The organism is Mesobacillus selenatarsenatis SF-1 (assembly GCF_000813125.1).
Lineage (GTDB): Bacteria > Bacillota > Bacilli > Bacillales > Cytobacillaceae > Mesobacillus > Mesobacillus selenatarsenatis.
Genome location: NZ_BASE01000080.1, coordinates 1 through 22,751, shown reverse-complemented (window position 1 = coordinate 22,751; position 22,751 = coordinate 1). Strand labels below are relative to the sequence as shown.

Here is a 22,751-nt window from a genome sequence, read left to right as displayed (position 1 = left end):
CGTGATTTTGTCCGAACAAGGGTGCACTTCGGACAAATTTTCCTCTTCATTACGAGATTCTGTCCGAACTCTAGCTAACTGCGGATTACTAAAAATTTCCCGGACTACAAAAAAAACCAAAGGCATGCATAATTATGCCTTTGGTTCGGTGGTTAAACTTCTTGTTCGACTTCAGGTTCTACTTTTTGGTTTTCGAACTGTACGCCAACTACATGGATATTTACTTCAGTCGCATCGAGTGCAGTCATGTTCAATAGTGCCTGGCGGATGTTATCCTGGATTTTTTGGGCAACCACAGGAATAGAAACGCCAAACTTCATGACACAATAAACGTCAACCTTGATGCCTTCTTCGGCAAGCTCGACCTTTACACCTTTGCCGTGATTTTTCTTGCCTAGTCTTTCAACCACTCCAGCCGCGAAGCTGCCGCGCATTTGCGTGACACCTTCTACTTCGGATGCAGCGATGCTTGCAATGACTTCAATTACTTCAGGTGCAATTTCCACTTTCCCTAAGCCGTTTTCATCATTGCTCATTTCAAGTAAATGTTGCTGTTCACTCATGGCTAGACCTCCTATTATTCTTCTGTCATAAGATCATACATTTCTAAAAATTTCGTATTGAACTGCCCTTCCACGAACTTCTCATGATTCAGCAGCTTGAGATGGAACGGGATGGTTGTGTGGATGCCTTCAACCACAAACTCACCAAGCGCTCTCTTCATGCGGTCAATCGCTTCTTCCCGGCTGCTTCCATAAGTAATGACCTTCGCAATCATTGAATCATAGTAAGGCGGGATCGTATAACCAGGATATGCCGCTGAGTCTATTCTAACACCAAATCCGCCTGGAGGGAGATACATTTTGATTTTACCCGCTGATGGCATGAAGTTTTTCGCAGGATTTTCTGCGTTGATGCGGCATTCAATCGCCCATCCATTGAACTCTACGTCTTCCTGCTTAAGGTTCAGCCTTTCACCTGATGCAATCTTGATCTGTTCTTTGATCAAATCGACGCCTGTTACCATTTCAGTTACAGGATGTTCAACCTGTATCCGGGTATTCATCTCCATGAAATAAAATTTACGATTGCGATAATCATAAATAAATTCTACCGTGCCGGCGCCAGTATAATCAACTGCTTTTGCGGCTTTGACCGCAGCTTCGCCCATTTCGGCCCTGATTTCCCCGTCAAGTGCAGGTGATGGTGTTTCCTCAAGCAGCTTTTGCAAGCGCCTTTGGATCGAACAATCACGCTCGCCAAGATGGATCGTATGGCCATAGTTGTCTGCAAGCACCTGGATTTCAACATGTCGGAAGTCTTCGATATATTTTTCAATATAAACACCCGGGTTCCCGAATGCTGTCATCGCTTCCTGTTGGGTGATATTGATCCCTTTAATCATCTCCTGTTCCGTCCTGGCAACGCGGATTCCTTTACCGCCGCCTCCAGCAGTCGCTTTGATGATGACAGGATAACCGATGTTGTTAGCAAGGCTGACAGCATCTTCCGTGCTTTCAATGATCCCCTGTGATCCAGGAACGATTGGAACATTTGCCTGCTTCATTGTTTCCCTTGCGACATCTTTAGTTCCCATTTTTTGGATCGCTTCAGGTGATGGTCCGACGAAAATGATGTTGCACTCTCTGCAAAGCTCAGCGAAATCTGCATTTTCAGCAAGGAAACCATATCCAGGGTGGATGGCGTCACAACCAGTCAATTTCGCTACGCTGATAATATTCGTGAAATTCAAATAGCTGTCTTTTGAAGCTTTCGGACCGATACAATATGCTTCATCAGCAAGCTGTACATGAAGTGATTCTTTGTCTGCTTCGGAGTACACAGCTACGGATTCGACTCCCAATTCCCTGCAGGCACGGATGACCCGGACTGCGATTTCTCCTCTATTGGCTATCAGTAATTTTTTTATCATCAATATCGCTCCTTATTCGGGCTTGACCAGGAATAAAGCTTGGCCGTATTCTACCAGCTGGCCGTCTTTAACAAGAACTTCAACGATTTCCCCATTCACTTCTGCTTCGATTTCGTTGAAGAGCTTCATGGCTTCCACTATGCATACAATTGAATCTTTGCTGACCTTTGAGCCTGCTTTTACATATGCATCTGCTTCAGGAGAAGAAGATTGATAGAAAGTCCCAACCATTGGTGAAACGATCTTATGTAAATTGGAAGTATCCTGGATTTCTTCCTGCTTCACTTCCTGCACAGCTGCGGCTTCGACCTTAGGCTCAGTGCGTGGCGCTTCCTGAACTGCCTGCTGTGGAGCAGGTGCTGGGGCAGCTGGCTGAACGTGCTCAACTACAGATTTGACTGCTCCATGCTTCTTCATTTTGATTTTTGATCCTTCATATTCATATGAAAATTCGTCAATGCTTGATTGGTCCACTAATTTGATCAACTCTCTGATTTCCTGTACTTTTAACATCTTAGGCACCCCTTGTCCATTTCATAATTAAGACTAGATACTAACACTATACGATAATACCATGTAAAAATTCAATATGTAACGTTGTTTCTTGTCTTCCTTCTCTATTTTAATATTTTCTGAAAAAAAAGTGAATTCATACGACAGGAATCCCGAAATTTCTAGCGAATATAACATTAGTTTGAAATTTAGAGGAGAATACAATCGATGAAAAGTATTGAAGAAATTAAGAGAGATGATTTGGAAAGAAAAAATTCTTTAATCGTCAAAGCCACTTTGGTGTCTGTCATTTTGGCGACAGTTGTTGATATTGCAATGCAAAAGGAACTTGCAGTGATTCTTTCAATCATAGTTGGAGGTGGAGCCGGAGTCGGAGTTGTCGCAATGCTCCACTATACCAAAAAGCTAACGAATTTCATCCCTTATCTTTCCGTTGTCATAGTTTCCGCTGTGCTGTTTTTAATTATGGAAACTAGCGTTTCACCTACTGCCTATACCCTTATTTATTTTATCCTTGCAGCCGCAGCGATCTACATGGACAGGAAATTACTGATCTTGGCTTCCGGTCTCGGGTTTGTAATTATTACGGCATTCACATTGATGCATAACAACGAGCTGCCTTTAGAAACGAAAAATTATGTAACCATTTATCTATTGTATATGCTGGTCACAGTCATGCTTGGCTTCCAGTTTTCCATCTCCAAAAAGCTCGCTCAAACGATTGAATCAGCACAGCAGGAAACACAGAGTCTATTGATGAAAGATTTAGAGACACGCAAAGTAATCGAAAGCAATACAAGGAGCATTGCAAAGCTGATAGATGATGTGAGATTCAAGAGCAAGGAAAATTATCAATCTTCCATTGAAATGACCCAATCTGTGACAGAAATATCTGCAGGAATCAATATCCAATCTGATTCAGTTGTGGACATTACCCAATCCCTTGAAAAAACCAATCAGGTCATCTCGAGGACATCTGCGCTTGTCAAAAAACTGCATCAGGATGCGATGGGTGCCGAAAAGGTCTCAGATAAAGGCGATGAGCTAATGTCCAGCCTTATTTCAGAATTGACAGCTTCCTATGAAAATATGCAGAATGTCAATACACACATCTTGTCTCTTTCCGCGTTGATTAAGGAAACAACCAGCTTTGCAGCTGATATCCAGGGAATTGCTTCCCAAACTAATTTGCTGGCACTGAACGCATCAATTGAGGCAGCTCGTGCAGGAGACAGTGGCAAAGGATTTGCCGTCGTTGCCGAAGAAGTAAGAAAGCTCGCTGACATCACAAGTAATACAGCGAACCAAATTACCGAAAACTTAAAAAGCGTCATGAGTGATTCAACTAAAACAAAAGAAGGAGTCAACCTGACGGCTGAAACACTTACACAAAACCTAGAATTAGCAGCAGAAACAATGGAAGCATTTAAAACAATTCACCAAACTTTCAAAGTTTTGAAGAGCGATATTTCTGAGCAGGAAGGACTGACAAAAACTATCTTGGATTCCTCGATGGCAATCGAAAGTTCCATTACAGGCTTCAGCTCAGTCATCCAGCAGGCAAGCGCTGCGTTGGAGGAAATTTCATCATCAGCTATTTCGCAGAGTGAACATCATGAACATTTATTTAAATCCGTTGAAGCAGCACATCAATCACTGGATAACTTAATTAAGCTGCAGCAATAAGAAAAGCGCAAGCGCCTTGGTCAGCCCCGACAAGCGCTGCCCGCCTATAACGCCACATCCTGTGGCTGGCAGGTTGGCACGTCGTGTGCCTCAGAGGACCTGACAGTGAAGTCGTTCTTTGACTTCATTGACAGGACCGAAACCGAAAAGTATAGCCGACTGGCCAGAAACGCAGAAACTGGAGACTCTGACAAAGAAGCGCTTTTTGCTTCTGCCGGCAGAGTTGAAGTTTCGGAGTTTCTAGGAGGCGACACTAGACAAGCGACTCGAGGGGCTAGGCGCTGGAGCTGGACACTAATTTGAATCTAAATTTTATACTTTCTTATAAAGAAATAAAGGGAAGGCCTTCGCCTTCCCTTTTACTTATTGTTCTTTTATTTTACAGGCTCAAATTGTACAGCGACTGGCTGTAATGATCCAAGCTCTGTGCGCACCATCTGGATGATTTCGTTAGCAGCAGATGCTGAATGTTCCTGAGCTTTTACTGTGATTCGGACATTTTCACCGTCCGCACGGACAAGTGCATCTTCATAACCCATTGACTTGATCAATGTTTCAAGAGTAAATTCCTTTTGAGCTACTTCATCAAGCTCGTTCATCTTTTCAATTGCATCGCTCCGGTCTTGAGCAGGCAGGTCTGTAGAAGCAACAATTGCCTGTAGGTCTTCCTTCATTTTAGTGCGCTGTTCTTCAAGCTTCATACGAAGCGCCTCAAACTTTTCATCGCTTGCAACGCCAGAGATGACTGTTTTTCCATCCTTGGATTCTGTTGCTGCCGTCTCTTTTTCTTCTGCCTTTTGCTCTTCGACACCGGCCAGGTCCGCTTTTTGCTGTTCAGGTGAAGTGATATAATACACCGACAGCACCACTACAAGACTTAACATTGTCAATAACCAAACTGTTTGCTTTTTTAATAACATCTATTATTCCCCCTTAGATTTTTTAGGCATGACTGCCACACGATGGTTTGGTACATCCAAAGCCCTTGTGACGGCCTCGATAATCCACTTTTTCACTTGTATATTTTCGGCACCCTTGGCTACTACTAGGACACCCCTGATTTCCGGCTTCTTTGTCTCCAGAACGATAGGAACTTCTTTTTCACCATTGCGGATGATGACTAGCTGCTCATCCTGTGAAGCGTCCTGAACTTTGCGTTTGCCGCCTTCACGATCGGTTTCATCTGTCGTCTGTGACTGGATGACCGTGTTCTTCTCCAGAACCTTTTTTTCAGTGGCATCTACGTTTACGAAGACTGTGACATCCCCGACGCCATTTATACCTTCGAGCATTTCTGTCAGCTGAGCTTCATAAGCCTCTTCATACTCGGAAATGACGTCATTTCCTGCCGATTTCTTTTGCCCGAAGACGGCTGCATCCTCTTGAGTCTCTGCCTCCTTAGTGGCTGTAACCGCCATATCAGGATTCTGGTCTCCAAGGATATTGCCTATGAGCATGATTGCTGCCCCGAACAGGACGACAATCATTAAGTATTGGTATTTGCCAGATTTCTTCTCTGGCGGTCCATCCTTGCCGCTCAATTGCTTCTTAAGCCAACTTAGTGGACCCTTCTCATTGTCCATGCTCGTCACTCCCCCCTTCTATCATTATTTGAATAGACTTTTCAGGAACATTCCATTTCTCTGACAGAAGAGAAGATATTTGATCTGTATTCTGAGAGGTTTGTTTTGATGGAAGGGGTGCTTTCGTATCAATTTCTACTTCTCTTACTACTGCCACAGTCTCTCCCTCATCTTCGGCTTTCTTCACATGCACGATGACATACTCCAGGTTCTCAGGGAAAGGCCGCTGATCCTGATCATTTACTTCAAGCTCGATATTAGCAATCTCCATTCCTTGCTGCTCCATCAACTCCTCCTCTGCGGCTGTTTTCAATTGGACAGCCATTGTTTCTAAAATATATGCATGCTGGGATGCTTGTATTTCTTTTTTCTGAAATTCTATTGAATTTTTTATATTTTCATCCTCCAAACTATTGAATTGGCCCATTGAAGCGATGGCTGATTCAAAGTCTGAAGTAAACAGTTTCATGACCGGGGACAGGATGATGGCAATCAAAATCAATCCGGTGACAATTTTCGTATATTTCTGGAAGCTAGAATTAGGCAGCAGCATGTCAAGGACAGTCGCCAGGAGAATGAAGATAATAATATTGGTAATCCACTCTTTAATAAAATCCATTTCTTCTCCCCCCTTACCTCACCATCATCGTAAGATTTCCAGCGGCAATAATGACCGTGATCGTCAGGAAAAACATTAAAGAAACAATCCCCAGCGCAGCAAAAACATAGATGATACTTTTGCTGATAATATCCAGACAGGTAATGACTGGTCCGCCTCCCAAAGGCTGCAGGATAGCGGCTGCGAATTTATAAATAAACGCGACCATTAGAATTTTCACTGCTGGAAAAGCAGCTATAATTAGCAAAATAGCCACACCCGCCAGACCTACTGTATTCTTAAGCAGCATCGAGGCGCTGATGACAGTGTCCGTCGCATCGGTGAACACTCGTCCGATAACCGGAACAAAATTGCCGGTAATGAATTTAGCCGTCTTTACAGTGACTCCATCTGTAACTGCCGAGGAAGCCCCCTGGACGGAAATGACACCCAGAAATACGGTCAGTAAAATCCCCAGCAGCCCGACACTCCAGTTACGGAGCATACTGGCCAACTGTGTGACCTTGTAATGGTCTGACAGAATGCTGACAATACTCAGTAGTGTCGAAAGAAATAAGAGCGGCAGCACGACATACTGGATGAACATGCCGCTGGTGTTCATCATAAAAAGAATAACTGGATGGAAAAAAGCCGCTGAAATCAGGCCGCCAGATGTAGCCATCAGGGCCAGGAGCAGCGGAATCAATGCCAGGATGAATTGAATCATTGTACTTATCGTGTCATTTGTATAATCAACCACCACGTGGAAACTGTTGAGCGCAATTATGATGAGAACCATGAACACAATTGAATAGGCAACCTTGCTGATCGTGCTTTTTTCAAAGGAATTTTGCAGGGCTTGAAGAAACATGCTGAATACGGTGAGCAATATCAGCGAACCTAACAATTTCCCATTGACGATAAACTCATGGAATGCAAAGTTCAGTATGCCTTTGAACCATTCTTTCAGTGAAAACTTTTTTTCACCGCTGATGAAATCATATAGACTTCCTTTCTGGCTTTCTGGTAAATAGCCATCATATTTATTGATGATATCCTCCCAGAATCCTTTCAGTTCATCGATATTCAAGTCCTCAAGCTGGGCTCCGGCGATTTTATCCGGATTGATCAATGTGCTGGTTTTCTCTTCGTCACCAGCAGCTTGTACACCCGGAATGAAAAAAAATAGCTGGATCAATACAATACCAAGTATGAACTGCAAACGCTGCTTCAACTATAGTCACCTCTTTAAGAAAAGGCTCGCGATCAGCCCGGAATCAAGCGAATGATTGTTTCGATCATTACAGTGAGAATCGGAATGGCCATTGCCAAAATAAGAATTTTTCCGCCTAATTCTATTTTTGAAGCAATGGCACCCTGGCCTGCATCCTTAGTGATTTGGGCCGCGAATTCGGCAATATAGGCGATTCCGATGATTTTCAGGATTGTTTCCACATAAACGAGATTTACTTTTGCATTCGCCGCCAGCTTCTGGATCATTGATATGATCTGGTAGATTTGATCAACAAGAAAAAGGAAAATAGCTGAACCAGTGAACACGATCAGCAAGAAAGCAAAGTTTGGCTTTTGTTCCTTTACAATCAGGGCCAGGAAAGTCGCGATCAGTGCTACACCTGTTATTTGAAGGATTTCAATGGCAAAGCCCTCCCTTATCCTTGAAATAGGAAAACAGATTTAATTTTTTGAAAGAGATCGTCGACAATCGAAGCGACCATGAAAAGGATGTAGATGAATCCAAACAAGGTTACCCACTGTGCATATTCCTTCTTTCCCACCTGATCGAGAATAGTGTGTAAAAATGCAACGACGATGCCTACACCTGCGATTTTAAAAATAATATCCACTTCAAGTCCCATCTTGTCCTCCTCCTAAACGCTATATCAGTAAGATGATTAATAGTAAGCCAGATAAAAAGCCGATACTTTTCACCATTTTTTCGTATTTCATTTGTTTTTCGCAGGCATCTGCTTCTTCTCTTTCCAGATGGGAGATCGTCAGCAGGATTTGTTTTTGCTGTGAATGCCGGTCATGCCTGCCGAGCGTCTCCCCAAATTGCTTCATGATCTCAAACTCTCCCTGTTTGAAGGCTGTCAGTTTCCATACTTCTTTCAGGCTTTCTTCCCATGCGGCTTTCACCGTTGTATCGGATTCTGTCAGCTTTTTAGAAAAAGCTTCAAAAAACCATGATAAAGGCTTAGACATCTGGGCAGCGAGCTTCCTCGATGCATCATGCAGCGGTGTATGACCATACATGATTTCTGCCTCCAAAGATTGCAATGCCGACTTCAGGAGCCGAAGCTGTCTTGGGCGCTCGCTAAGGTGCCTCGATGCCTCGAAACCTGTCCAAGTCGTGGCAAGGATAATTAAAATAGCGCCAATTATTTTATCATTTATGTCACTCTCACTTTTTGGCGAATTTCTTTGCCGCTTGCTTCCCTGATCGAGGTGATTGTTCCCGGGCCAGAAATTCTTCCAAGCTCCACAAATCTATCAAATATCCCCATCTCCAGAATTGGTTTCAAAGTTGGCCTTTTTCGGATATCCTCTAGCGAATCTCCATGTGTTGTCATGATCAATTTTATTCCTGCATTAACGGCTTCAAGAATTGCTTCTCCGTCTTCTTTGCGGCCAATCTCATCAACGATTAGAACATCGGGGCTCATTGAGCGGATCATCATCATCATCCCCTCGGCCTTAGGGCAAGAATCCAGGATATCTACTCTTGGTCCAAATGTAAGTTGAGGAACCCCTTTTACACAACCTGCTATTTCCGATCTCTCATCCACAATGCCAGCTTTTAGAGGAGGTAATTTTTTATCTGGAATTCCGCTGGAAATCATCCTCGCTATATCCCTGAGCAATGTGGTCTTTCCTGTTTGGGGCGGGCCAATTATCATCGTATGCTTCCAGCCATTCTGGTAAATGTATGGAAGCAACGGCTCTGCGATCCCAATTTTTTCTCTTGCAATCCTCAGATTAAAGGATGAGATATCCCTGATTGCTTTAACAAAGCCATTTTCAAGGATTACCTTTCCTGCAAGACCGACACGATGACCTCCAGCAATGGTGATATAGCCACGCTTTAATTCTTCCTCCAAGGTATACATAGAAAAATGCCCTAGCTTGTTCAATAGCTGGACAGCATCCTCAGGCGGAATGATATACGGCAGGAATTGTGGCTTTCCTCTTACCGTTATTTCAAGCGGACGGTTAATCCGTATCCGCACTTCTTCCATTCCATCTTTGTCATTAGGAGGCACTGCATCCAGCAATTCCGCAATTCGTTTCGGCAAAAAAGATAAGATATCGTCCATCATCGATCCTCCTGACATACGCTTACTTAATATGTATGCCTGCTTGGCCACTTTATGACCGGCAGATTTGTGAATGGTTGACAGGGAGATTTTGTCGAGTGTTTGATCAAATACAATGATCATCAATTTTTTTAGAAAATCTTTGTGCTGCATCACCCAAAGCGAAATAATATGACTTTTAAACGAAAAGAATAGTATTGGAAGGGAGTTGATAAACATGAATGAGGATCACAAGAAGTTCCAGAAAGTCCAGAGAGACGACCGGGCTTCATACCTTGGAGGCGGCAGAAGTCCAAAGGAATCACCGATGACAGACACCAAATATAATAACAAGAATGACACTGACAAAGCACCTGGAGCTGGCGAGTAAAACATTCAGTTCCTTTTATCCTTTCCATGCTTTTTTCTATGACCGTTATTTGTTTTTCAATAACAACATAGAAATAGGTAAAAGAAAAAGTAGTGTGGAGGGATGATGGATGGGTAATGGAATGTACACAGGCTACCGTAGCAACAGTAACGGAAATGGAAAGAAGATCACTGTTAGTGGAGAAGGTTCTGTGTTCGCTGCGCCAAACAGGGCGACAGCAACGGTTGGCGTTCGGACAGAAAATCAAAACCTGCAAACTGCACAGGCTGAAAATGCCGAAAAATCTAATGGAATGTTAGCAGCCCTACAGAACCTTGGGATTGCTAAGGATGATATTAAAACGGCCGATTTCCGGATCGATCCGATCTACACCTACGAGGACGGCAAGCAATTCTTTCAGGGATATCGCGTCACACATCTGTACAGTATCACGATAAGGAATCTCACCCAGGCAGGCTTGATCATCGACACCGCTGTTGAAAATGGTGCAAACGAGATCATGAATATACAATTTTCAGTTGCAGAGCCTCAGGAATTGTACAATCGGGCACTTTCAATGGCAGTGGTTGATTCATACAACAAAGCCCAAACTATAGCTAGGACATTAGGAATCCAAACCGCCATCTCCCCTCTCACGATTACCGAAGAAACACAGAAAGGTTCACCAGGTCCCTTCCTGGTTGCTTCATTAGATACAAGCAGCGGGAGCGGGACACCGATTGAACCAGGACAATTGGAAATCAAAGCCACTGTAACAGGAACATATATTAGTTAATGGCTCTTTTCTTAAGCTTTGTTGCTATTAACTACAAAATAGGATTGATTGACCTATGTTTCTTCACAAAAAAATTATTATGAGAAGAGAGCTTGCACACTTAATACCGAACTACAAAATGGCTTTTTATCACGTTAAAGTGGGCTTTAGGATTTTAAAAACAATCTTTACGAAAACAGCCTAGTTAATTAATCTACAAAAGTCAGGCGTATTGCCTGGCTTTTTTTGTGGTATAAAGGTATAAGCTGAACATGCAAACCTCAGCTGACACAATTTGTCTATATCCACTTGAATATTTTTAAGTTAAAATACCTCTATATGTATTTATTAAGGAGAGATCATCATGAAGAAATTATTTGCGGCATTTATGTTAATATTACTGATTACTGGCTGTTCGAGTGGCGGTTCCTATACTGATGTTTCAGTCGATGAGGCAAAAGAATTGATAGATAGTGGAGATGCTCAGGTTTTGGATGTACGTACACCTGAGGAATTCGCAGCAGGACATATTCCAGGAGCGAAATTAGTTCCATTGCAAGTCATTGAGAGCATGCTTTCCGAGCTGGATAAAGACCAAAAATATTTAGTTGTCTGCCGCAGCGGCAACCGCTCTACGCAGGCAAGCGGAATCCTCGTGGAAAATGGCTTCAAGAATATTTATAATATGACCGGCGGTATGAATGAATGGAAATTTGAGATTGAGAAATAAGAAATGCGCAAGCTATTTGATCAACTATGACAAGCACCGAAATTAAGCATCTCGGTTATGAGATGCTTTTTCCATATAAAAAGACCTGCTTTTCAGCAGGTCTTTTACTTATGAATTTAAGCACGAGAAACATAAGATGCATCTGTTGTGTTGATGATAAGTTTGTCACCCTGGTTAATGAAGAATGGAACCTGTACTGTAAGGCCGGTTTCTAATGTCGCAGACTTAGTACCGCCAGAAGAAGTGTCACCTTTGATACCAGGTTCTGTTTCTGTTACTTCAAGCTCAACAGTGTTTGGAAGCTCGACACCAAGAGTCTCGTGACCGAATTGCATGATGTATACTTCCATGTTTTCCTTAAGGAATTTCAACTCATATTCAATATAAGTGCCTGGCAATTCAATTTGCTCGTAAGACTCATTGTCCATGAATACGTGCTGGTCGCCGCTAGCATACAGGTATTGCATTTTGCGGTTCTCGATTTGTGCTTTCGCTACTTTCTCACCAGCGCGGAAAGTTTTTTCCTGGATCGCTCCTGTACGAAGGTTGCGAAGCTTTGAGCGTACGAAAGCCGCTCCCTTTCCTGGCTTTACGTGTTGGAAATCAAGTACACGCCAAATTCCATTGTCCACTTCGATCGTTAAACCTGTACGGAAATCGTTAACTGAAATCATTATTTGTCCTCCTAATGTGTCTTATAATATGATGAGTTCCTTAGTAGAATGTGTCAGTGACTCATTATGGTCTTTCGTAATAACAGTATCATCCTCTATCCTTACTCCGCCAAGTCCAGCAATATAGATTCCTGGCTCAACAGTCACAACCATACCTGGTTCAAGGACGGTATCGGATCTGAAAGAAAGAGCAGGTCCTTCATGTACTTCTAGTCCAATTCCATGGCCTGTAGAATGGCCAAAATACTCTCCATATCCTTTTTCCGTGATAAAGTTGCGGGTAAGCGCATCAGCTTCCTTGCCCGTCATGCCCGGCTTAATGCCTGCCATTCCGCGAAGTTGGGCTTCAAGTACAATATCATAGATTTCCTTTAGCTTGTCTGAAGGGCTGCCTACTGCTAATGTACGGGTAATATCAGATACATATCCATTATAATATGCACCATAATCCAGGGTTACAAAGTCCCCTGCTTCTATCACTTTGTCACTTGCTACTCCGTGTGGAAGTGCTGAACGGTAGCCTGAAGCTACAATGATATCGAATGAAGAGGATGTTGCTCCCTGTTTTCTCATGAAGAATTCCAGTTCATTTGATACTTCCAGCTCTGTCCTGCCCGGACGAATAAACTCAAGTATATGTGTAAACGCAGCATCTGCGATGGCTGCTGCTTCCTTTAATATCTTAATCTCTGAATCAGTCTTAATCAAGCGTAACTTTTCGATTTCCCCTGATACGGGCACTAATTCAGCTTCCACACCCTTATCGAAAGTTTTATAAGCTGAAAATGTAACATGGTTTTCTTCAAAGCCGAGCTTTTTGATTCCCAGGTTTTTGGCTTGTGCCGCCACTTCATCCTGAATAAGTCCTTTATGCAGGACCACCTCGTACCCTTCGCATTGTTTTGCAGCCTGCTCGGTGTACCTGAAATCCGTGATGAATAATGCTTTATCTGCACTGATCAGCACCATGCCGGCAGAACCAGTGAACCCTGCCATATATCTGCGGTTGTAATCACTTGTGACCAGCATTCCATCAATTCCGAGCCTTTGAAAGCTCTCGCGCAATTTTTGAATTTTTTCCATAACCTATTCCTCCCCTTTTGCTTCTCTTTTGAATGCTTCAAGCGCCAATTCATAGCCAAGAAAGCCAAGACCAGCAATCTGCCCCTTTGATACTGGGGCAATCACCGATTTGTGCCTGAATTCCTCTCTTTGATAAACATTGGAAATATGTACTTCGATAACAGGACAATTAATCCCTGCAATCGCATCCCTGATGGCGTAGCTATAATGCGTAAAGGCTCCTGGGTTAAAAATAATGCCATCCATACCAGTGTCTTCTGCCTCATGGAGTTTGTCAATCAGATCTCCTTCATGATTCGATTGGAAGCAAATTACCTCAATCTTGCTTACCACCCCAAGCTGGACCATCCGTTTTTCCAAATCCTCCAAAGACCTGACACCGTATATTCCGGGTTCTCTTTTCCCCAAACGGTTCAAGTTTGGGCCATTGAGCATAAGTATTTTTTTCATGACAGGCTCCCGTAAAAAAAGAATGTTCAATAAGAACATTCTATCACAATTGATTTCGTTAAAACTACCACGAGACGCTCAGGAGGTAACTTCCTGCTGATTATTCTCACTGTTGCGATTTTCATTTTCTTCATATGATATTGAATAACCAACAAAAACACCGTAAAGAACATAAAAGCAAATCGATGTGATTAACGTGTTCTTTGACAAGTCCCAGAATGGTTTAATACCAGGAAACAGCGGATTGAGCACATAGAAAACAAGGAAAAACAGCGCCAACCCGAATGCAGCACCAGCCCATATGGATTTAAGCTTTCTCATTAGTGCATAATACACAAGAGCCGCGCCCGTTGAAAAAAGACCAATCACTACAATGGATATAACCGTACCAAGCCATTGCTCCTTCCATTCTCCCAGAGCCCAGGGCTCGAGAATGACGTTCGGACGGATTTCGGTAAAGTGAAAGATATAGGCTAAATAAGCAAGCGCACTCCAAAAAATCCCTCCAAACAACCCGGTGATAATGCTCATCGCGATGAAAGACATTGGTTTTTCCCTTTGATTCTGTTCAAGGTTTTCTTGATTTTCTGCCATAAGTTGCACCTCCATACTTAGTATGTCCCGGACAGATCAATCAATTGCACATCTGGAAAAATTGCTGCATCGGCTGTCCTCTATATAGAGGTTTGTGCTAATTTTTAGTAAAATAAGAGTAACAGAACAAGTGGCTGCAATAATATAAAACGCGAAGGTCTCGTTTAAAGCGCTTTTAAAAAAGGAAAAAGTAGCAGGAGAAGAGTATAAAATCGGAGAATTTGTATAAAGTAATCGTTGGCAAGTTTAAAAGCTGGAAAAATTGCTCATGATGCTAGTAGGGAGGTGGCTTTCATTGAAGAATCGTACTTCTACGTATATTGTTTCAGGACTGATCGTTCTTGCAATCTTTGGTTTCGCCTTTAAGTTATTTACCGATCCTTTAAGTATCCTTATAACGCTTGCAACAATCGCCCTGGTTGGTGCGTTAATTTATTTCCTCGTCACCCGCCTGACAACTTCTGGTTCGGGGCGGCAGCAGCAACGTGCATTCCAAAAAGCAGCAAAGCGTTCGAAAAAGCGTTTCCAGACAAAAGACGCAAACGCTTCCTCTAAACGTTCAAAAATAAGGTCGCTCGCATCCGCGCGCAACAAAACGAAGGATGCGTCACATTTAACGGTCATAGAAGGTAAAAAGAACAGGAAAAAAAATCGGGCTTCGTTCTAAGCTCGATTTTTTTATGTTTTATTGAATTAATAACACCAGGATTTAAAGAATTTTTCAGCGTTCTGTTTCCCAAGATCAATCAATTCCTGCTTCTTTTCATCTGAAAGCTGGAATTCAGTAGTCAAGTTCCCTTCTGTCGGTATGAAAATGATATTCTTTTCATGTTTCCTGGAAATATATCGGGAGTCATGTGCATCCTTCATCGTCTCAAACAAAGCTTCGAACATATTCAGGGCGTTCTTGATTTTGTTGGTAGGCTGCTGGATATGATTTTGGCTCAGTTTGACTCCAAGTACCGGCCTGACTTTTTTTACATTATCCTTATCAAATAACCACATTGGAAAATTGCTTAACACTCCACCATCAACTACGATATTTATGCCAACTCGGTCACGCAGCTTTACCGGCTCGAAGAAGAACGGAAGACTGCAGCTCATTCTGATGGCCCTTGCTACAGGAAAGGTTCTCGGATAAACACCATATTTCGGTAGATCATCAGGGAGGATTAGCAGCCGGCCATTCGTAAGGTCAGACGCGATGATCCTTAATGCATCCGGAGCAAGATCCCCAAAAGTGCGCAGCCCTCTGGCAGCCAATATATCTGCTATCCAGCACTCCAATTCATCACCTTTATAAAGCCCAAGCCGCCAGTAAACAAACAGCCACTTAGTCAACGCAGTTGGGATGACCGTTTTTCTCGAATCGAGAAATTTCTTCAGGTCGAGTTCATCCAAAAGATTGGCCATCTCTGTGCTAGTGTAGCCAGCGGCGATCAAGCCAGCTATCAATGATCCCGCACTAGTTCCGGCAACCCTTTTAAAACGGAATCCCCGTTCTTCAATTGCGGCACAGGCACCCACCAATGCTAATCCTTTAATTCCTCCGCCGGAAAAAACGCCGTCAATATACATATGAGCAACTCCCGTCGATGTAATCCCATCTTTACATCTTTAAGCGCTCAATTTATAAAATAGTACGGCGTACAAGTTAAAAATTTCAGCTTTATGTGAAATATTGAATCTCGGCTTCAGGGAAAAATGAATGGATATAACCCCGGATTGTTGACTCAAGATCCTTTGCTTCATCGGTCTGGTAGACGTACTTCCCTATCCCGTAACGTCCCCACTTATATTTTCGTTTCTCTTCATCCATTTCAAGCTTGGATTTAGGATATCGCTTTTGAATCACATTTTTTGCAGGCTTAGTGAAACGATGCTGAATAAGCTCAAAGCTTAGGCCAGTCAGATCGATACCTTCAAGGGAATGGCTAAGTCTTTCAAATAATTCGTGATAGCCCTCTCTCCAGCCTTCATGGATATAAATTGGCGCAACGATAAAGCCAAGCGGGTAACCTGCTTTTGCCACCTTTCTGGCCGCCTCCAGTCTTTCATCAAAGGATGATGTTCCAGGTTCAAAGTTTTTGATCACGTAACGGGCATTGACGCTGAAACGAAATCTTGTTTTACCATTATGTTTTGCATCAAGCAGGTGATCGACATGATGATATTTAGTCACAAACCTTAATTGCCCATATTCCGACTCTCCGAAAAATTCGATTGTTTTCTTTAATGCGTGAGTTAAATGGTCAATTCCGACGATATCTGATGTACATGCCGCTTCAAACCTTGTGATTTCCGGCTTTCTTTCGTCCATGTATTTTTGCGCCTGATCGAAGATTTCATCAAGGTTCACATATGTGCGGATATAAGGCTTGCTTCCAAGGGTAGTCTGCAGATAACAGTAATGGCAATGGCCCATGCACCCGGTCGCAAGCGGGATCGCATATTCAGCTGAGGGTTTTGAGGTATCGAATTTCAAAGTCTTCCTCACACCAACAACAAGTGTCGATTTCGCATTCCGGTATTGCTGCAGTTCATTCTCTCCAGGTATGCCGCGAACCTGGTTATGCGAAGTAGTCTCCTTGATTTCTAGTCCCATCTTCTCGAACTTCTCCTTTAGCTCCCGCCCAAGCGGGTATTCCAACGCCCTTGGCTCAATGTATACAAGCTGTGGTACAAAAGCTTTCATTTCAATTTCCTCATTTCATTCCATATAGTCAATATTGTTAGTATGGGCAGAAATGAAAAAAGAGGATGGAAAAAATATTTCCATCCTCTTTGGGTCATATTATAATCCACATTTTAGCTGTGCGTTACAGTTAGTGCATGTATTGCAGCCGCCGATTTCTTTTACCTCACCCTTGCGGCAAACCGGGCATGTATTGCCGACTTCAGAGCCGATCGTTACATTGGTTGAACGCAATTCATTGATTGTATCAACAAGGACAACATGCTGCTTTTGTCTTTCTTTCTTGTCGATTTCCTCTTCCATCGTGTTTTCTTCCGCTTTTAGCGTCAATACTTGGGAATCGCGGGAGCCGTCTACATAAACAGTTCCGCCCTTCGCTCCACCTTTATAAAGGCGCTCATAAACTTTTTCAACCTGCTCAACACTATAACCCTTCGGTGCGTTGACCGTCTTGCTGATTGAGCTGTCAATCCAGCGCTGGATGACACATTGAACATCAGCATGTGCTTCAGGAGCCAATTCCATTGCTGATACGAACCAGTTCGGCAGATTCTCAGGATCAGCTTCCGGATTGCGGTCAAGATATTCCTGAACGATATCAGCCTTCACTTCGATGAACTTGCCAAGACGGCCGCTGCGGAAGTAAGAGAAGCTGAAGTAAGGCTCAAGTCCTGTTGATACGCCAACCATGGTACCAGTTGATCCCGTCGGAGCAACAGTCAGCAAGTGTGAGTTGCGAATACCATTTTCAAGGATTGACTCACGAATATCTTCAGGCATTTTCTTCATAAAGCCAGTGTTTGTGAATGCCTTACGAAGTCTGTTTGTTTCTTCTTCTGAACCACCCTGAAGGAATGGGAAGCTGCCTTTTTCCTTGCCCAATTCTACAGATGCTCTGTAGGCAGAAGTCGCAATTGTCTCAAATACCTTATCGACAAGCTGGTTTCCTGCTTCAGAACCGTATTCTGTTTCACAGTAAATCAGAAGATCGTGAAGTCCCATGACACCAAGACCGACACGGCGTTCACCCAATGCTTGTCTCTTATTATCTTCAAGGAAGTAAGGAGTCGCATCAATGACATTGTCCTGCATGCGCACGCCAACTTCTACAGTACGCTTCAATTTCTCAAAGTTAACTGTCTTTGTATCCTTGTCCGCCATTTCTGCAAGGTTAACGGCAGCGAGGTTGCAGACAGAATTTGGTGCGAGAGGCTGTTCTCCACACGGATTTGTCGCTACAACTTTCTGTCCATATGCCTGTGCGTTTGTCATGTCGTTGGCATTGTCGATAAAGAAGATGCCTGGTTCTGCTGAGTATGTCGCACAGATATTGATCAGGTTCCATAATTCTTTCGCTTTGATTTTTCTATAGGTACGCACTTTATATCCGAGCTTTTCCCACTCGCGAACATCACCGATTTTATGCCATTCTTCGTTATAAACCTTCATTGTCTCAGCATCATAGCTTTCGACATCTGGGAAGCGAAGTTCATAATCTGCATCGTTATCGACCGCGTCCATGAAATCCTTAGTCAGAGTGACGGAGATATTCGCACCTGTAAGGAATTCTGAGTTATGGACGGTATAGGTTCCGCCTGTAGCAAGCTTTTCTTCAGCCGCTTTGATGATATCTGCACTGAATCCACCGTAACCTGGGATGCTCTTATAGTTCACGATTCCCTGGTACATTGCTTCTTCCTGCAACGTCAGTGGTGTAAATTTCAACTTTTCCTTCGCCATTTTCTTGATTGATTCATCATTTGTGCTTTCAATCAGGAAGCGAAGGATCCTTGGGTTTTGCATTTTTGAAATGATGAATTCTACAATGTCAGGATGCCACGTATATACCGTTCCTTTCGGAATATTTCGCTGCTCTGCAGCCGGACTAGACTATATCATCACCCTCAGCATGATCTGTTAGGGGTCGGGCGCTTGTGAGAGTTTATTGTTGGGACTCACTCTCTAGTCGTTGAACCTTCGCCATTACCTTTGCCCAATGACGCTTGGCTGCAGATTGTCCAATGCAAGCAATTTTTAAGCCCTCACGCTCACCGTTTCCAGTCACGTTGTGGCTTGCCTGCCTCTAAGGAGTTCCCTGCAATTCACCCGATTTTCTAGTCGTTCATTGTCTGAACGACGCGGACTAGTGCATCTATAAAGTTACTTTCTTTACCATAAGTTTTTTCATGACAGTTTTTACAGAGTGTGATTCCATTGTTTAAAAGAAATTGCTTTTCAGGGAAAAGCTTTTTGGGATAAATATGGTGAGCAGCAATATCTCTAGAATTAGAGTTACAACCAGGCATCTTACACCTAAAGTTATCACGAGCATATACTTTTTTACGCCATTCCTTATAGAGTGCAGAATCAGTTATATCAATTGTTTCCACTCTATTTTCTTTCAGGTAATTCTTGTAACAAGTATAAGTACAAAACTTCTTACCTGAACGGGAATATCCTGAGCGTACCCTTTCAGTAGTTTGAGCACACTGAAAGCATTCAAAGTATACTCGTTTCTTTATCCTAGTCGACTTTATTCTCTCTATGGAAACAGGAGTATGTTTTGTCCCTCTTCTTGGAGCACCTTTATCAATTTCATTATGGCCCCTCAACTCCCATCCAAAGAAAAGAATCCGATCTAAAATCGTTGAATAACTTACCCCTAGTTCATTAGCAAGTACAGTATATCCCTTTCTTTTAACAATGTATTCTTCATATAGCCAATCACGATTATCGTATATCTCATTGCCCAGTTTAATTGGTTTTTTTCTAATACCGAACCTTCTAAGCCTTGATTTGATTGTCGTAATTGGCAGCCCTGTTTCTTCAGCTATCTCTTTTAAGCTCTTTTTGTCGTGAATATACTTTTGATAAAGAAATTCTCTGGTCAGATTCATGAAACGTCCTCCTTTTAACGAACGTTTGTTCTCATGTCAATCTTACCAGTTTTAACTTAGAATGTCATTTAGTTAATCCGCCAGCATAATCATTTGCGCTCCACGTCTTGACCCGCCCTGCTCAACTAAATGTGTTAGCTTGGCAATGTCATCAAGCCACGAGACCGATCCGGAAGATTTCCCGTTTACGCCCTTGGCTAGTGTGTTGCGCGGTCTTAATGTTGAACCATTCGTTCCTACTCCACCGCCGCGGCTCATGATTTCCATGACCTGCTTACGGTGCTCGGAAATTCCTTCGCGTGAATCTTTTACAAATGGCATTACATAACAGTTGAAGTAGGTAACATCTGTTTCCGCGCCTGCTCCGTATAGTACACGACCTGCGGGGATGAAGTTCATTGATACAAGCTCTTGATAGAACTTTTCAAACCATTCCTGGCGCTTTTCCTCTGTTTTTTCAACAGCTGCAAGCCCTGTCGCATTACGTTTTGCGATTTGTTCGTAGAATACTTCCAGCGGCTTCTCGATGACGTCCAGTGACTTTGTGATCACGCCGGTTGCTGCTTCTTCCGGGTCATCCAGCACACCGCGGAATTCTTCGTCTACAAGCACTTTGGCTTTTTTGTTCTCCCAATCAATATCTTGTATGAATCCAAGTCCGCGTGCCGGAAATTTTGGATCCTCTTTGATGGTAAGGACGACGAAATCACCATTTGAAAGAGTGATTTTTTCAGTGTCTTTAAAAGTATAGCGATCCAGCATGACTAGTCGGGAGACGCCTTTGTGGGTAAGTTTCATGTCAGAGGTAATCGGGTGAACCTGCGGGAACAGCTTAATATCCTTGTTCAGGCTTTCTACATCCAGGCTCATTTTTTGTCCAATAGTTACAGACATTTCTACAACTCCTTCTACGGTTTTAAATCTTTTCTCTAATGGATTACTAGAACTATGTAATTCTAGCTGCATTTTTGAATTACCCTTACGTTATCATATCGAAACACCAAAAATCAATATATAGTGTATTTTTTATTTTCGACAATACTATATATGGTGTTAAGGTCAAATGATAGTATTTTTGTCAAACATGAAAACTATTAAAAAATAGAGATATAAAGAGAGAAAGATAGAATATCTCCAGTAAATGATAAAAAACAACAAATTTCGAGGGTTGCACTTTTTTATAAATCCTCAAAGCCTAGAAAATACTGGATACAAACAAAAAAAGCGGAAAATCCGCTTTTAAATATTTTTATCTTTTAAAATTCCACTCATCAGATTCGTACTTATTTTTGGCCAGTGTATTTACATAATCCAATTCATTGTCACTTAAAGTGTATGGCTCCAAAATAATTCCCAAGCCTTCTTCAAAACCTTCCTTGAATGCTTTCTTCGCTTCTTCAAGATTAATCTTGCGGTTGCTGATCTCATTAATGGCAACAGCTTTTGTTTTAAAGGCCTTTTGCATTCTCTCCTTAACACGGTCATTCGGATATTTGAATAAACTGAAAAGCTTATCCTCATCTAAATCAAGCAAAATAGAACCATGCTGAAGGATAACCCCTTTTTGCCGGGTCTGTGCGCTGCCTGCCACTTTACGGCCCTCAACAACAAGCTCATACCAGCTTGGTGCATCAAAACAAACTGCCGACCGCGGGTTTTTCAATGCTTCTTTTTCAGAAGAAGTTTTCGGTACAGCAAAATAAGCTTCCAGTCCTAACTTCTGGAACCCTTGTAAAATCCCTTCCGATATCACCCGGTATGCTTCTGTTACCGTTTTTGGCATTTCTGGGTGTTCTTCAGTTACGATTACGCTGTATGTAAGTTCATGTTCATGCAGAACGCCCCTGCCGCCAGTAGGTCTCCTTACAAAACCAAGACCGTGCTGCTTCACAGCCTCCATATCAATTTCTCTTTCGATCTTTTGAAAATAACCCACTGAGAGTGTCGCCGGACTCCAACCATAAAAACGGACCACTGGAGGAAGTTTTCCTGCACCATGCCAATCAAGCAAGGCCTCATCCAACGCCATGTTAAAAGAAGGTGAACAGTCTCCTGAATCAATAAATCCCCATACCTCTTTATTCATACGAATTTAACCCCATTTAAAAATAGTTTAAAGTTAAGATTTTTTTAGTCTAACAAAATAAATTTCAAAAGCAAAGCAAGTTGATTTAAAGAAATTTAGTAATTTCCTTTGCTCTCTGCCATGAAGGCTTATATAATTAAAAGTGGCTCAGCTAAGCTTGAAAGGAGAAATATGTTTTGGATACACTTATCTTTTTAATCGTCCTAACAGTTGCGGTTATTCTTTACTCTGTGTTTATGTATTTCCGCCAGAAGAAAATCCTCAAGACCCTGACAGAGGAAGAATTTATTGCAGGTTATCGTAAAGCGCAGTTAATTGATGTCCGTGAACCGAATGAATTCGCTGGTGGACACATTTTAGGCGCCAGAAATATCCCGCTTACCCAGCTTAAGACACGCCTGAAGGAAATCAGACCGGACAAGCCAGTCTACCTTTACTGCCAGAGCGGATCCCGCAGCGGACGTGCTGCACAGCTGCTTTACAAAAAAGGCTATAAGGATCTGAACCATCTACAAGGCGGCTTCAAAAAATGGGGCGGCAAAGTCAAAGCTAAATAAGCAATCATCCCATAAAATTACCCCTCAGCACGAATGCTGGGGGGTTTAGTATTTTTTCTTAGAAATCCGTAATATTGAATAGTCCAGAGACAAAATTCATGCTAGGTTCGGACAAAACTTCTGCTTATCCACCTGGTTTTGTCCGAAGTCACACCAGGTTCGGACAAAATCTCAGCTCTTCCCCTTAGTTTTATCCGAAGTGACATCATGTTC

The 22,751-nt window shown here is 42.6% G+C and carries 27 protein-coding genes and 1 pseudogene; 7 read left to right on the top strand and 21 right to left on the bottom strand.

The window, feature by feature from the left end; all coding sequences use genetic code 11:
- Nucleotides 1–152 precede the first annotated feature (152 nt).
- From TY49_RS16575 to accB, 3 genes are read right to left on the bottom strand one after another with little or no spacing between them, the layout of a single operon-like run.
- Nucleotides 153–563 carry an Asp23/Gls24 family envelope stress response protein gene (locus TY49_RS16575; RefSeq protein WP_041967020.1) on the bottom strand — a complete coding sequence of 137 codons (411 nt, stop codon included), beginning with the start codon at nt 561–563 and terminating at the stop codon, nt 153–155.
- A gap of 14 nt (nt 564–577) precedes the next feature.
- Complete coding sequence (gene accC, locus TY49_RS16570) at nt 578–1,933, bottom strand: acetyl-CoA carboxylase biotin carboxylase subunit (protein ID WP_041967019.1); 1,356 nt, start codon at nt 1,931–1,933, stop codon at nt 578–580.
- A gap of 12 nt (nt 1,934–1,945) precedes the next feature.
- Nucleotides 1,946–2,446 (bottom strand): acetyl-CoA carboxylase biotin carboxyl carrier protein, encoded by a 501-nt coding sequence (accB, locus tag TY49_RS16565; RefSeq protein WP_041967018.1) that lies wholly within the window; start codon nt 2,444–2,446, stop codon nt 1,946–1,948.
- Between the two features lie 207 nt (nt 2,447–2,653).
- Between accB and TY49_RS16560 the strand changes: the two genes are divergently transcribed.
- The gene (locus TY49_RS16560; RefSeq protein ID WP_041967017.1) at nt 2,654–4,132 is read left to right on the top strand and encodes a methyl-accepting chemotaxis protein; all 1,479 of its coding nucleotides are present in this window, start codon (nt 2,654–2,656) and stop codon (nt 4,130–4,132) included.
- A gap of 105 nt (nt 4,133–4,237) precedes the next feature.
- The gene (locus TY49_RS16555) at nt 4,238–4,435 is read left to right on the top strand and encodes a hypothetical protein (protein WP_041967016.1); all 198 of its coding nucleotides are present in this window, start codon (nt 4,238–4,240) and stop codon (nt 4,433–4,435) included.
- 71 nt (nt 4,436–4,506) lie between these two features.
- On the opposite strand, the gene TY49_RS16550 is transcribed toward TY49_RS16555, so the two are convergent.
- Genes TY49_RS16550 through spoIIIAA form a run of 8 tightly spaced genes read right to left on the bottom strand, consistent with a single transcriptional unit; the run spans nt 4,507 to nt 9,648 of the window.
- Nucleotides 4,507–5,052: a SpoIIIAH-like family protein gene (locus TY49_RS16550; RefSeq protein ID WP_041967015.1), complete on the bottom strand. Its 546-nt coding sequence runs from the start codon at nt 5,050–5,052 to the stop codon at nt 4,507–4,509.
- 3 nt (nt 5,053–5,055) lie between these two features.
- The gene (spoIIIAG, locus tag TY49_RS16545) at nt 5,056–5,715 is read right to left on the bottom strand and encodes a stage III sporulation protein AG (protein ID WP_041967014.1); all 660 of its coding nucleotides are present in this window, start codon (nt 5,713–5,715) and stop codon (nt 5,056–5,058) included.
- On the bottom strand, nt 5,705–6,334 hold the full coding sequence (gene spoIIIAF, locus TY49_RS16540) for a stage III sporulation protein AF (protein WP_041967013.1): 630 nt from the start codon (nt 6,332–6,334) through the stop codon (nt 5,705–5,707). Before spoIIIAF ends, spoIIIAG begins: the two co-directional genes overlap by 11 nt.
- Nucleotides 6,335–6,347: 13 nt before the next feature.
- Nucleotides 6,348–7,547, bottom strand: a complete 1,200-nt coding sequence (gene spoIIIAE / locus TY49_RS16535; protein WP_041967012.1) for a stage III sporulation protein AE — start codon at nt 7,545–7,547, stop codon at nt 6,348–6,350.
- 32 nt (nt 7,548–7,579) lie between these two features.
- Nucleotides 7,580–7,969: a stage III sporulation protein AD gene (gene spoIIIAD, locus TY49_RS16530; RefSeq protein ID WP_173401223.1), complete on the bottom strand. Its 390-nt coding sequence runs from the start codon at nt 7,967–7,969 to the stop codon at nt 7,580–7,582.
- Nucleotides 7,970–7,983: 14 nt separating this feature from the next.
- Complete coding sequence (gene spoIIIAC / locus TY49_RS16525) at nt 7,984–8,190, bottom strand: stage III sporulation protein AC (protein ID WP_009794945.1); 207 nt, start codon at nt 8,188–8,190, stop codon at nt 7,984–7,986.
- 19 nt (nt 8,191–8,209) lie between these two features.
- Nucleotides 8,210–8,728, bottom strand: coding sequence for a stage III sporulation protein SpoIIIAB (spoIIIAB, locus tag TY49_RS16520; RefSeq protein ID WP_041967011.1), 519 nt, complete (start codon nt 8,726–8,728; stop codon nt 8,210–8,212).
- Nucleotides 8,725–9,648, bottom strand: a complete 924-nt coding sequence (gene spoIIIAA, locus TY49_RS16515; protein ID WP_041967010.1) for a stage III sporulation protein AA — start codon at nt 9,646–9,648, stop codon at nt 8,725–8,727. Before spoIIIAA ends, spoIIIAB begins: the two co-directional genes overlap by 4 nt.
- A gap of 217 nt (nt 9,649–9,865) precedes the next feature.
- On the opposite strand from spoIIIAA, the gene TY49_RS24735 reads away from it, so the two are divergent.
- From TY49_RS24735 to TY49_RS16505, 3 genes are all read left to right on the top strand, one after another.
- Nucleotides 9,866–10,018, top strand: coding sequence for a hypothetical protein (locus tag TY49_RS24735; RefSeq protein ID WP_156972708.1), 153 nt, complete (start codon nt 9,866–9,868; stop codon nt 10,016–10,018).
- 109 nt (nt 10,019–10,127) lie between these two features.
- Nucleotides 10,128–10,793, top strand: coding sequence for an SIMPL domain-containing protein (locus tag TY49_RS16510; protein ID WP_041967009.1), 666 nt, complete (start codon nt 10,128–10,130; stop codon nt 10,791–10,793).
- 343 nt (nt 10,794–11,136) lie between these two features.
- A complete protein-coding gene (locus TY49_RS16505) occupies nt 11,137–11,502 on the top strand; it encodes a rhodanese-like domain-containing protein (RefSeq protein ID WP_041967008.1) in 366 nt (121 codons plus the stop codon).
- 116 nt (nt 11,503–11,618) lie between these two features.
- On the opposite strand, the gene efp is transcribed toward TY49_RS16505, so the two are convergent.
- From efp to TY49_RS16485, 4 genes are all read right to left on the bottom strand, one after another.
- Nucleotides 11,619–12,176, bottom strand: coding sequence for an elongation factor P (gene efp / locus TY49_RS16500; protein ID WP_041967007.1), 558 nt, complete (start codon nt 12,174–12,176; stop codon nt 11,619–11,621).
- Between the two features lie 21 nt (nt 12,177–12,197).
- Complete coding sequence (locus tag TY49_RS16495; protein WP_041967006.1) at nt 12,198–13,259, bottom strand: M24 family metallopeptidase; 1,062 nt, start codon at nt 13,257–13,259, stop codon at nt 12,198–12,200.
- Between the two features lie 3 nt (nt 13,260–13,262).
- On the bottom strand, nt 13,263–13,709 hold the full coding sequence (gene aroQ / locus TY49_RS16490; protein ID WP_041967005.1) for a type II 3-dehydroquinate dehydratase: 447 nt from the start codon (nt 13,707–13,709) through the stop codon (nt 13,263–13,265).
- Between the two features lie 78 nt (nt 13,710–13,787).
- Nucleotides 13,788–14,303, bottom strand: a complete 516-nt coding sequence (locus TY49_RS16485) for a YqhR family membrane protein (RefSeq protein ID WP_041967004.1) — start codon at nt 14,301–14,303, stop codon at nt 13,788–13,790.
- Nucleotides 14,304–14,598: 295 nt separating this feature from the next.
- On the opposite strand from TY49_RS16485, the gene TY49_RS16480 reads away from it, so the two are divergent.
- Complete coding sequence (locus TY49_RS16480) at nt 14,599–14,970, top strand: SA1362 family protein (RefSeq protein WP_041967003.1); 372 nt, start codon at nt 14,599–14,601, stop codon at nt 14,968–14,970.
- Nucleotides 14,971–14,996: 26 nt separating this feature from the next.
- On the opposite strand, the gene TY49_RS16475 is transcribed toward TY49_RS16480, so the two are convergent.
- The 6 genes and pseudogenes from TY49_RS16475 to TY49_RS16450 form a co-directional block, all read right to left on the bottom strand.
- Nucleotides 14,997–15,881, bottom strand: a complete 885-nt coding sequence (locus tag TY49_RS16475) for a patatin-like phospholipase family protein (RefSeq protein ID WP_041967002.1) — start codon at nt 15,879–15,881, stop codon at nt 14,997–14,999.
- 91 nt (nt 15,882–15,972) lie between these two features.
- Nucleotides 15,973–16,998 (bottom strand): spore photoproduct lyase, encoded by a 1,026-nt coding sequence (gene splB / locus TY49_RS16470; RefSeq protein ID WP_041967001.1) that lies wholly within the window; start codon nt 16,996–16,998, stop codon nt 15,973–15,975.
- Nucleotides 16,999–17,097: 99 nt separating this feature from the next.
- Entirely contained in the window at nt 17,098–18,861 is a 1,764-nt protein-coding gene (locus tag TY49_RS16465; protein ID WP_084135520.1) for a vitamin B12-dependent ribonucleotide reductase, read from the bottom strand.
- A 251-nt stretch (nt 18,862–19,112) separates the two neighbouring features.
- Nucleotides 19,113–19,895 (bottom strand): HNH endonuclease, encoded by a 783-nt coding sequence (locus TY49_RS23970; protein WP_052442214.1) that lies wholly within the window; start codon nt 19,893–19,895, stop codon nt 19,113–19,115.
- Between the two features lie 75 nt (nt 19,896–19,970).
- Nucleotides 19,971–20,789 (bottom strand): annotated as a pseudogene (locus TY49_RS16455) (ribonucleotide reductase barrel domain-containing protein); the annotation flags it as partial.
- Between the two features lie 355 nt (nt 20,790–21,144).
- A complete protein-coding gene (locus tag TY49_RS16450; protein ID WP_041967000.1) occupies nt 21,145–21,981 on the bottom strand; it encodes a lipoate--protein ligase family protein in 837 nt (278 codons plus the stop codon).
- A gap of 236 nt (nt 21,982–22,217) precedes the next feature.
- Here TY49_RS16450 and TY49_RS16445 point away from each other — a divergent pair, with 236 nt between their 5' ends.
- A complete protein-coding gene (locus TY49_RS16445) occupies nt 22,218–22,538 on the top strand; it encodes a rhodanese-like domain-containing protein (protein ID WP_180321303.1) in 321 nt (106 codons plus the stop codon).
- The last annotated feature ends 213 nt before the right edge of the window (nt 22,539–22,751 follow it).